The organism is Hydrogenophaga sp. FW305-3-2-15-A-LB1, from assembly GCF_058787875.1.
In genome coordinates this window covers 25634-36449 of the sequence record NZ_JBYTAE010000069.1, presented here as the reverse complement: position 1 = coordinate 36449, position 10816 = coordinate 25634, and the positions used below count along the sequence as shown (strand labels likewise).

The window sequence follows — 10816 nt, the reverse complement described above, 5'->3', positions numbered from 1 at the left end:
GGCACGGGCGGCGGGGCTGCCTCGGGAGAGCCTCCGGAACCACCGCCGCAAGCGGTGAGAAGTGCCAACAGATTCAGGACGCAGAATTTCCGATTCGTGATGGCAGACAGCATGGATGGCTAGGGTGATTGGATTTTGTAACTGGCAGTGGACCTTAGCAGTTTCGGTAGTCGTCCTTCGCACGATCAGGCCATGGAAAACCGGCCATTCCGTTGGTATGGCGCCCAATTCAACTTTCGTTTCTTCAAGGCGTTGTCCGGTGGTGCCACCGCCTGATGGGCGCGGTGGCTTGGTGCATCCGGGCGCCTGTGGGAAGATGGGCTAAGCCACCCCGACCCTCCCTCTCTTCACGCGGCCCGCCATGACCCGACCCTCACTGCCTATCGACGACACCACCACCTCACCGTTGCTGCGCACCGGCGTGCCCGGCCTGGACGACGTGCTCGGTGGCGGATTGACGCCGGGCCGCCTGTACCTGGCCGAGGGTTCGCCGGGTTCGGGCAAGACCACCATCGCGATGCAGTTCCTCATGGAAGGGGTTCGCATGGGTGAGGCCGTGTTGTACGTCACCCTCTCGGAAACCGCCGATGAACTGCAGGGCGTGGCCCGCTCCCACGGCTGGGATCTCAATGGCGTGGAAATCCGCGAGATGCTGCCCGCGCAGGAGTCGCTCTCGCCCGAGGAGCAGTACACCGTGTTCCACCCCTCCGAGGTGGAACTGGGCGAGACGACCATTCGCATCCTGGAGGACGTGAAACGCATCAACCCTTCGCGGGTGGTGTTCGACTCCCTGTCCGAACTGCGGCTGCTGGCCGGCAATTCGCTGCGGTATCGGCGACAGATCCTGGCGCTCAAGCAGTTCTTCGCGGGGCGCAACTGCACCGTGGTGCTGCTCGACGACATGACCGCCGTGGAACACGACCTGCAGGTGCAGAGCATCTCGCACGCGGTGGTGCGCCTGGAGCAGATCAACCCGGACTATGGCGGCGCCCGGCGCCGGCTGGTGGTGCTCAAGTACCGGGGCCAGTCGTTCCGGGGTGGGTACCACGACTACAAGATCACGCGCGGCGGCCTGATCGTCTTTCCCCGGCTGGTGGCGGCCGAACACGTCGAAGCCGTGAGCCAGACCAAGATGCCCAGCGGACTGAAGGAACTGGACGACCTGCTGGGCGGCGGCATCGAGCGCGGCACCAGCACGCTGCTGGTGGGCGCCCCGGGCACCGGCAAGTCCAGCGTGGCGGTGCAGTTCGCCATGGCGGCGGCCGAGCGCGGCGAGTGCACGGCCCTGTTCATCTTCGACGAGAGCATCGCGACCATGCGCACGCGCTCGGAAGGCATGGGCATGGAGATTTCCAAGCACATGGCGTCAGGGCGCATCCGGGTGCGGCAGGTCGACCCGGCCGAGCTTTCGCCCGGCGAGTTCGTGCACGAGATCCGGCAGGCCGTCACCGAGCACCACGCCAGCGTGGTGGTGATCGACAGCCTCAACGGCTACCTCAACGCCATGCCGGACGAGCGTTTCCTCATCGTGCAACTGCACGAGCTGCTCACCTTCCTCGGCCAGTCCGGCGTGGCCACCGTGCTCATCGGTGCGCAGCACGGGCTGATCGGCATGCAGATGCACTCGCCGGTGGACGCGAGCTACCTGGCCGATGCCGTGGTGCTGCTGCGCTATTTCGAGGCCGAGGGCGAGGTGCGGCAGGCGATTTCCGTGATGAAGAAGCGCGGCGGCCAGCACGAGCGCAGCATCCGCAGCTTCAAGATCACGCCCGACGGGCTTTCCCTCGGGCCACCCCTGCGACAGTTCCGCGGCATTCTCACGGGCGTACCGATTCCCCTGGAAGGCGTGGTCGATCCCGACACGCCAGCGAAATGACCGACGTTCCGGCTCGGTCGCCCGAGCTGCGCGTCTTGCTCAGGATGGTCACGGCGAAGGACGGCGAGATGACCATTCGCCTGCTGGCACGCGCGGGCATCGTGGCCGAAACCTGCGCGGATGCCGCCGAACTGGCGAAAGAAATGGCGGTGGGCGCCGCGGCCGTGCTGATCGCGGAAGAGATCCTGGCCGACCAGGGCTTCGGGCGCGTGATGCTGGCCTTGCGTTCGCAGCCCGCCTGGTCCGACCTGCCGGTGATCGTGCTGGCGCGCTCGGGCGTGGATTCCGTGGCGGTCACCGAGGCCCTGGAGCAGCTGGCCAACCTCACGGTGCTGGAGCGGCCGATGCGGGTGGCTTCGCTGGTGAGCTCGGTGCGCACGGCGCTGGCGGCACGCCGGCGGCAGTACCAGTTGAGAACCACGCTGGAAGGCCTGCGCGAGGCGGACCAGCGGAAAACCGAATTCCTGGCCACGCTGGCGCATGAGTTGCGCAACCCCCTGGCACCGCTGCGCACCTCCTTGAGCATCCTCACGGAGAAGCAGCCGGACGAGGCCACCGCCCAGCGCCTCTACGCCATGATGGACCGGCAGGTGACGCACATGGTGCGGCTGATCGACGACCTCATGGAGGTGTCGCGCATCACGCGGGGCAAGATCGAATTGCGCCTGGCACCGGTCTCGCTCCACCGCGTGGTGCGCGACGCCGCCGAGCTCAGCAAACCCCTGCTCGTGGCGGGCCACCACGAGCTGGTGCTGGACCTGCCACCGGTGCCCAGCACCGTGCAGGGCGACGGCGTGCGGCTGACCCAGGTGTTCGCCAACCTGCTCAACAACGCCGCCAAATTCACCCCGCCGCAAGGCCGCATCGTGGTGAGCCTGCGGTCGGACGGGCACGCCGCGCGCGTGCAGGTCAGCGACTCGGGCGTGGGCATTCCGCCGGCCATGCTGGGCTCGGTGTTCGACATGTTCGTGCAGATCAGCGACACCTCCCGCGTGGCGCAGGGCGGCCTGGGCATCGGCCTCACGCTGGTGCGCAGCCTGGTGGAACTGCATGGTGGCCGTGTGATGGCGAGCAGCCCTGGCGTCAACGAAGGGACCACGATGACGGTCGAACTCCCGCTGGTGCCGGAGACGGTGGAACAGGCAATGGTGGACACCCTGGCGACCCAGCGGCGCGCCGGCCAGGGCCATCGGGTGCTGGTGGTGGACGACAACCGCGATGCGGCCGACTCCCTGGCCGAGCTGCTCGGGCTGATGGGCGCCAGCACCGCGGTGGCCTACGGCGTGGAGGAAGCCCTGGCCGCGATGGCGGTGTGCACACCCACCCTGGCGTTCATCGACATCGGCATGCCCGTGCGCGACGGGTACGAGCTGGCTGGCCTGGTGCGCGCGGACAGCGCGCTGGCCGACACGGTGCTGGTCGCGCTCACCGGCTGGGGGCAGGCCACGGACCGCGAACGCATCATGGCCGCGGGCTTCGACCACCACCTCATCAAACCCGCGGACCTTGATCAGCTGACCGAGCTGCTGGCCACCCGCCGCTGAAGAGGCGGCCGGGAACGCCGCTTGCCCTGGGGGGGCATGAAACAGCCTGCCTTCACGCCATTTGGCCCTGAGCGTGCCTCCGTGGCCGCCACCGACGCGGACGACGAGCCGGGCGAGCGGCTGCTGGAGGGCAACCAGGCCGACCTCTTCGACCACACCGAAGACGTCCGGGCCGCGCTGATCGGCACGCTGGAGCGCGCGGTGGACCACATCAACCTGGACGCCGCGCTGCTGCACACACCCGGGCTGGGCGCCGACATCATCGGCTGCCTGGGCGAACGATGCCGCAAGGGCGTGCGCGTGCAGGTCATCGCGCACACGCTGGACATGGCGCGCGCGACCGACGAGCTCTCTCGCCTGTGCGAGGCGGGCATCACCCTGAACGAAGACCACCCCCGGCGCGGCTGGCGCGGCTGGCTGGACCGCCGTCTGCGCGCCACGCACCGCCAGCTGGCGGTGGTGGATGGCGAGGTGGCCTGGTGCGGGCCGGGCATCCGCTCCCCGGACCTCTGCAGTTTTGGTCCCCACGTGCGGATGCGCGGGCCGGTGGTGCAGCGCCTGCAGCGGCTCTTTCTGGAGGCCTGGCACGCCTCCAGCTCCGCCGCCCGCCTGCCCCAGGCGAACTACTTTCCGCCCTTGATCGCGGTCGGGCGCGCGCACATGGGTCTGTCGGCCGCGCCCGCCACGGGCGGTGTGCCGCTGCAGGCAGGCCACTCCCTCGTCGAGCAGATCGAGAAAGCGCGCGCCCAGGTGTTCGTGAGCATGGTCGAGCGAGCGCCCTCGCGCCGCCTGATGAAGGCCCTGCTCGCGGCGAGCGCCAGCGGCGTGGGTGTGACCGTCGTGGTGCACCGGCATGCGCTGGGTTGGCGGTGGCAGGAACGCTGCGCCGACCTTCTGAGCGTCGGGGCCCGCGTGTACCGTGTGGACGACAGCTGCCCCTTCCCCTGCCACGCCGTCGTGGATGGCCACTGGTCGAGCCTGGCGGTCGACGGGCCGCGCGCCAAGGTGGGCGAAGGCGCCGAGCTGATCGTGATGGACACCGAGTTCGCCGCGTCGCTGGAAGCGGTCTTCCACCAGGCGACGGGGCACGCGGTGCAACTGCACGAAGCGACCGTGCCCGCTTGAAGGCACGGCGCGGGTACGCGCCTTGCCCCCGCCTTTGCACACCAACGGAAAGGACCGACCATGACCCGACTCGAAGACAGCAAGCGCCCCGCCGCCGTGCGGGCCTCCTCGCGCCAGCCCCAGGGCGACTTTGGCCGGGGCCGCGACCACGCGCCGCTGGGCAGCAGCGACGCCCCCCACCTCGAACAGAACCAGCGCGGCGCCTACCGCGACGCGGAAAAGCCCGAAGAAGACCACGCGCCGGCCGAGGTGCCGTACCGCCCCGCGCCCGACAAGCCAGAGCCGAGCGGCGACTGATGCCCCCTGGCGCAACCCTTTGGAGATTTTCATGAACCCTTGGCGCTCCGCCGTGCTGACAGTGACCCTGGGCGGCGCGCTGCCCGCCCTTCTGCTGGCCCCGTCGATGGTCCACGCGCAGCTGCCACCAGGCGATGGCCCCCTCACCACGACGGTGACGGTGCTCGAGCCCAGCCCGGTGAAGTTCCAGGACGAGCTGCTCTCGCGGCTCACGGTGCCGCCGGGTTTCCGCATCACGGTTTTCGCCAAGGACCTGCAGAACGTGCGCTGGCTCCTGCCCATGCCCAATGGCGATGTGTACGCCAGCCGCCGCGAACAGGGCGACGTGCTGCTGCTGCGCGACAGCAACCGCGATGGCACGGTGGATGAGCGAAAGATCGTCGCGCAGAACCTCAAGGCCGCGCACGGCCTGGCGCTGCGGGGCAACCAGCTCTACATCACCGCCGACAAGAAGGTGGTGGTGGCCGACATCCAGCCCGACGGCTCGCTCTCGACCCCGCGCGTGCTCATCGACGACCTGCCCGACGCGGGCCAGCACCCGAACCGCACGCTGGCCTTCGGGCCGGACGGCATGCTCTACATCACCGTGGGCTCCACCTGCAACGACTGCCGCGACGCCAACCCGGAAAACGCCACACTGCTGCGCGCCCTGCCCGATGGCAGCGCGCGCGCCGTGTACGCGAGCGGCCTGCGCAACACCATCGGCTTCGGCTGGCACCCGGGCAGCGGCCTGCTTTACGGCTTCGACCACGGCTCGGACTACCACGGCGACGACACGCCGCCCGAGGAGCTCAACCAGCTGCGGGCCAACAAGCACTACGGCTGGCCGTACTGCTACGGCACCCGCCAACCCGACCCCCAGGTGTTCAACGATCCGCCGGGCACCACCAAGGCCGACTTCTGCCCGGGCACCGAAGCCCCCGTGCTCACCTACACGGCGCACGCCGCCCCGATCGGCTTCGCGTTCTACACCGGCAGCCAGTTCCCGGCGGAGTTCCGCAACGACGCCTTCGTCGCGTTTCGCGGTTCGTGGAACCGCGCCCAGCCCAGCGGCTACCGCGTCGCGCGCGTGCGCTTCGACGCGGCCGGGCGCGCCACCGCGGTGCAGGACTTCGCCACCGGCTGGCTCATGGACACGCCGCCGCCCAGCTTCACGCAAGTGGGCCCGAACGCGCCGCCTTCCGAGCAGAACCGGGCCAGGCGCCCGGCGCAGTTCGGCCGGCTGGCCGGGCTGGCCATGGCGGCCGACGGCTCGCTGCTGGTGGCGGAAGACCAGAACGGGGTGATCTACCGCATCACCTACACCGGCCGTTGAACCCTTTGAAGGATCCCTCCATGCCACGCCATTTGTCTTCCTGTGTGTCGCTCGCCGCCGTCCTTGTGCTGGGCGCCGTGGCGGGCTGCAGGACCACCCCCTCGCCCGCCGATCCGGGCGGGCCCACGCAGAGCGGGCCTGAGCGCCAACCCGCCGTGGCCCAGCTGGTCACGGCCTCGGGCCAGTCAGCGGGCCGGGCCGAGCTCGTGCAGACACCCGCCGGGGTGGAGATCGCCATCACCGTGCAGGGCCTCACACCCGGCCTGCATGGTTTCCACATCCACGCCCACGGCGCCTGCGCCCCGGGACCGGACCCGGCCACAGGCCAGACCGTGGCCTTCGGCGCGGCGGGCGGCCATTTCGACCCTGGCCAGTCGCACAACCATGGGCAGCCGGGGCAACCCGCGCACCAGGCGCACGCCGGTGAACTGCCCAACATCACCGTGGGCGCGGACGGCACGGGATCGCTGCGTTACCTGAACCCCAACGTCACCCTCTCGCGCGGGCCCGACTCGGCGTTCGGCCGCGCGCTGGTGGTGCACCAGAACCCCGACGACCACGCCACCGACCCGGCCGGCAACTCCGGCGCGCGCGTGTTGTGCGGCGTGATCCAGGCGGCCCGGCCCAGTGCCGCGACCGCTCGCACCACCTTCGATGGCGCGAGCGTGTTTCCCGAAGGCATCGCCATCGATCCGCGCACGGGCGATGCCTACGTGGGCTCGACCAACGACGGCAACATCTGGCGCCTGCCAGCGGGCGCGAACAAGGCGGAGCTGTTCCAGGCCGGTGGCGCCGTGGGGCGGCAGGCCGCGTTCGGCATGAAGGTGGACGTGGCCGGGCGCCTGTGGGTGGCGGGCGGGCCGCAGGGCAACGTGGCGGTGATCGACCTCAACACCGGCATGACCGTGGCCAACCTCAAGAGCCCGAAGGACTCCCACACCTTCCTCAACGACCTGGTGCTCGCGCCCGACAACCATGTCTATGTGACCGACTCGTTCCGCCCCGTGCTGTTCCGCGCCCGGCAGGTGATGGACGGGCCGCCCCTGCTCGACCCCTGGTTGGACCTCTCCACCACGCCCATCCGCTACCAGCCCAACCAGATCAACCTCAACGGCATCGTCGCCTCGCCCGATGGCCGCTGGCTGATGGTGGTGCAGCTGATCACGGGACAGCTCTGGCGCATCGACATCGCCTCCAAGGCGGTCACGCCGGTGGCGGTGGACGGCGGCGACCTGCGCTACGGCGACGGCCTGGCGCTGCGGGGGGCGAATGAACTCTACGTGGTGCGCAACCAGGCCAACGAGGTCGCCCGGCTCACCCTCAGCGACGACTGGAGCCGCGCGCGCGTGACGCAGCGCATCGCCGAGCCTGGCTTCAACTTCCCCACCACCGCCGCCGTGGGCCCGCGCGGGCTGATGGTGGTGAACGCGCAGCTGGACAAGGTGAAGCAGCCGCCGCCGTTGCTGCCGTTCGACGTCCTGACGATCGGGTGGCCCTGACCCAGCGGGTTCCGGTTGCTCGCGCCCGCGCGGCGGACGCGGCGCTGCTCGCGTGGTTCGCTGCCCAGGGTTGGTCCCCCGCCCCCTTCCAGCGGCAGGTGTGGCGCCATTGGCAGCGCGGAGAGTCGGGCCTGCTCGTCACGCCCACCGGCAGCGGCAAGACCTTGGCGGCGCTGGGCGGCGCCTTGCTCGACGGCCTGCGCGAGGCGGCCCCCGCGTCCCCCACCTCGCGCCTGCGCCTGCTCTGGGTGACGCCGCTGCGCGCGCTGGCCACCGACACCACCCAGGCCCTGAGCGCGCCACTGGAAGCCCTGGGCCTGCCCTGGACGGTGGCCAAGCGCACGGGCGACGCCAGCTCGCGCGACCGGCGCCTGGCCCGCCAGGGCCTGGCCGAGGTGCTGGTGATCACGCCCGAGTCGCTGGCCCTGATGCTGTCCTATCCCGAGACGGCGGCCCTGCTCGCGGGGCTGCGGGGCGTGATCGTGGACGAGTGGCACGAGCTGCTGGGCAACAAGCGCGGCGTGCTGCTGCAACTCACGCTGGCGCGCATCCGCGCGCTGGCGCCCACGGCCGTGACCTGGGGCCTCTCGGCCACGCTGGGCAACCTGGACGAGGCGCGCGACGTGCTGCTGCCGCACCGGCCCGGCGCGCCGGTGGTGCGCGGCGCGCGGCGCCGGGGCCTGGTGCTCCAGACGCTGCTGCCCGAGCACGGCGAGCGCTTCGCCTGGGCCGGCCACCTGGGCCTGTCGCAGCTGGAGCGGGTGATGCAGCTGATTGCCGGCGCGCGCAGCGCCATTCTGTTCACCAACACGCGCGCGCAGGCCGAGCTGTGGCACCGCGCGCTGTCGTCGATCTGGCTGGAAGCGCCGGGCACCCTGGCCCTGCACCACGGCTCGCTGGACACGGCACTGCGCCTGGCCGCCGAGCAGGGCTTGCGCGACGGCAGCGTGCGTTGCGTGGTGGCCACCTCCAGCCTGGACCTGGGCGTGGACTTTCCCGCCGTGGAGCTGGTGATGCAGGTGGGCAGCCCTAAGGGCCTGGCGCGCCTGCTGCAGCGCGCCGGCCGCGCCAACCACCGGCCCGGCGAGGCCGGCGTGGTCCACGGCGTGCCCACGCACGCGCTGGAACTGGCCGAGTTCGCCGCCGCACGCAAAGCCATCGCGGCCGGGGAGATCGAGGCCCGGCGGCCGCCACGCCTGTCGCTGGACGTGCTGTCGCAGCACTGCGTGACGCTGGCGCTGGGCGGCGGCTTCGAGCCGGACGCGCTGCTCGCCGAGGTGCGCGGCACACACGCCTTCGCCGCCTTGAGCGACACGCAATGGGCGGGCGTGCTGCGCTTCATCGAACGCGGCGGCCAGGCGCTGGAGAACTACCCCGACTTCCACCGCGCCGTGCGCGGCGACGACGGCGTCTACCGCGTGACGGACCGGCGCGTGGCGCTGCGCCACCGGCTCTCCATCGGCACCATCACGGCCGACGGCGCGGTGGCGGTGCGCTTTCTGCGGGGCGCCTCGCTGGGTTCGGTGGAGGAGAGCTTCATCAGCCGGCTGCGCCCGCGCGACCGTTTCCAGTTCGCCGGCCGCACGCTGGAGCTGGTGGCGGTGGACCAGATGACGGCCTATGTGCGCAAGGCCAAGGGCCTGAGCGCCGCCGTGCCGCGCTGGCAGGGTGGGCGCATGCCGCTGTCCACCGAACTGGGCGCGGCCATGGAGGCGGTGCTCGACGGCCCGCGCGACAGCCCGGAACTGCGCGCCCTGGCCCCCTTGCTGGACCTGCAGGCGCGTGTCTCGGCCCTGCCCACACCGCGGACCCTGTTGGTGGAGACGGTGCGCACGCGTGGGCGCGCGTCGCTGTTCGTCTACCCCTTCGCCGGGCGCACCGTGCACGAAGGCATGGCCGCGCTGTTTGCCCTGCGCTGGGGGCGCCTGGCGCCCAACACCTTCCTGTACGCGGTCAACGACTACGGCTTCGTGCTCAACGCCTCGCAGCCCACGCCGGTGGACCCGGACCTCATCGCCCGGCTGCTCGCACCGGCGGATCTGCTGGACGACCTGCACGAAGGTCTGAATCTCACCGAGATGGCGCGCCGCCAGTTCCGCGAGATCGCGCGCGTGGCCGGCATGCTGGTGCCTTCGCTGCCCGGCGGCGCGCAGCGCAGCGCGCGGCAGCTGCAGGCTTCCAGCGGCCTGCTGTTCGACGTGCTCCAGCGCTACGACCCCGATCACCTGCTGCTGGCCCAGGCGGTGCGCGAGGTGTTCGAAGCGCAGATGGACGTGCAGGCCCTCACGGCCGCGTTCAAGCGCTGCGCGGCGCGCACGATCGACCTGCGCCAGCCCCGCACGCTGACCCCGCTGTCGTTTCCGCTGTGGGCGGAGACGGTGCGCGGCGAGCTGAGCACGGAAGACTGGTCGGCCCGGGTGCGGCGCGCGGCCGAGCAACTGCAGGCGCGCCATGGCTGAGGCCATCGACCTGGTGCTGGCCGGCGAGCCCGTTCGCCTGTTCGCCGACCGCGCGCTGTACTGGCCGGCGCGGCGGCGCCTGCTGGTGGCCGACGTGCACCTGGGCAAGGACGACGCGTTCCGCGCCGCCGGCATCGCCCTGCCCACCGGCGGCACGCGCCACGACCTGGAGCGACTGACGGCGCTCATCGAGCGCAGCGGCGCGGATTCGCTGTGGGTGCTGGGCGACCTGCTGCATGGCCCGCGCGTGGATGCGCGCTGGCGCGAGGAATGGGCGCGCTTTCGCGCTCGCCACGCGGGCGTGCACATGCTGCTGGTGGAGGGCAACCACGACCGCGCGGCGGCGCGCGCGGGGCTGGACATCGAGCACCGCCGCGAACCCGTGGACGACGGCCCGTTCGGCTTCGCGCACGCGCCGCGCCCCGCACCCGAAACCACCGGTGCCCGGTTCGTCATCTGCGGCCATGTGCACCCGGTGGTGAGCGTGCCGGGCTTCCGGGGCCGTTTTCCGGCCTTCGCCCTGACGGAACGGCAGCTGGTGCTGCCCGCCTTCTCCCTCTTCACCGGCGGCTGGCTGGTGCGGGAGGCGCAGGCGCGCTTCGCCTGCATGGGTCCGCAGCTGCTGGACATGGGGCCCACACCCACCCGGAATCGGTAAAAACGTCGGTCAGATTCACCAGGGGGCGGCGGTTTTTCCCTCC

8 protein-coding genes are annotated in these 10816 nt (G+C 71.1%); all 8 read left to right on the top strand.

Annotation, left to right across the window (positions count from 1 at the left end; translation table 11 throughout):
- Window positions 1-361 precede the first annotated feature (361 nt).
- Window positions 362-1876, top strand: coding sequence for an ATPase domain-containing protein (locus tag AC3WPZ_RS20185; RefSeq protein ID WP_492441176.1), 1515 nt, complete (start codon window positions 362-364; stop codon window positions 1874-1876).
- A complete protein-coding gene (locus AC3WPZ_RS20180; protein WP_492441174.1) occupies window positions 1873-3420 on the top strand; it encodes an ATP-binding response regulator in 1548 nt (515 codons plus the stop codon). The genes AC3WPZ_RS20185 and AC3WPZ_RS20180 overlap by 4 nt, the downstream gene beginning before the upstream one ends.
- Before the next feature lie 81 nt (window positions 3421-3501).
- Window positions 3502-4545 (top strand): phospholipase D-like domain-containing protein, encoded by a 1044-nt coding sequence (locus AC3WPZ_RS20175; RefSeq protein ID WP_492441172.1) that lies wholly within the window; start codon window positions 3502-3504, stop codon window positions 4543-4545.
- 60 nt (window positions 4546-4605) lie between these two features.
- Window positions 4606-4842 carry a hypothetical protein gene (locus AC3WPZ_RS20170; protein WP_382324217.1) on the top strand — a complete coding sequence of 79 codons (237 nt, stop codon included), beginning with the start codon at window positions 4606-4608 and terminating at the stop codon, window positions 4840-4842.
- Between the two features lie 31 nt (window positions 4843-4873).
- Window positions 4874-6157, top strand: coding sequence for a PQQ-dependent sugar dehydrogenase (locus tag AC3WPZ_RS20165; protein ID WP_444686331.1), 1284 nt, complete (start codon window positions 4874-4876; stop codon window positions 6155-6157).
- Window positions 6158-6177: 20 nt separating this feature from the next.
- On the top strand, window positions 6178-7656 hold the full coding sequence (locus tag AC3WPZ_RS20160; protein WP_492441170.1) for a superoxide dismutase family protein: 1479 nt from the start codon (window positions 6178-6180) through the stop codon (window positions 7654-7656).
- Window positions 7647-10115, top strand: coding sequence for a ligase-associated DNA damage response DEXH box helicase (locus AC3WPZ_RS20155; protein ID WP_492441168.1), 2469 nt, complete (start codon window positions 7647-7649; stop codon window positions 10113-10115). Before AC3WPZ_RS20160 ends, AC3WPZ_RS20155 begins: the two co-directional genes overlap by 10 nt.
- Window positions 10108-10773 carry a ligase-associated DNA damage response endonuclease PdeM gene (pdeM, locus tag AC3WPZ_RS20150; protein ID WP_492441166.1) on the top strand — a complete coding sequence of 222 codons (666 nt, stop codon included), beginning with the start codon at window positions 10108-10110 and terminating at the stop codon, window positions 10771-10773. The genes AC3WPZ_RS20155 and pdeM overlap by 8 nt, the downstream gene beginning before the upstream one ends.
- The last annotated feature ends 43 nt before the right edge of the window (window positions 10774-10816 follow it).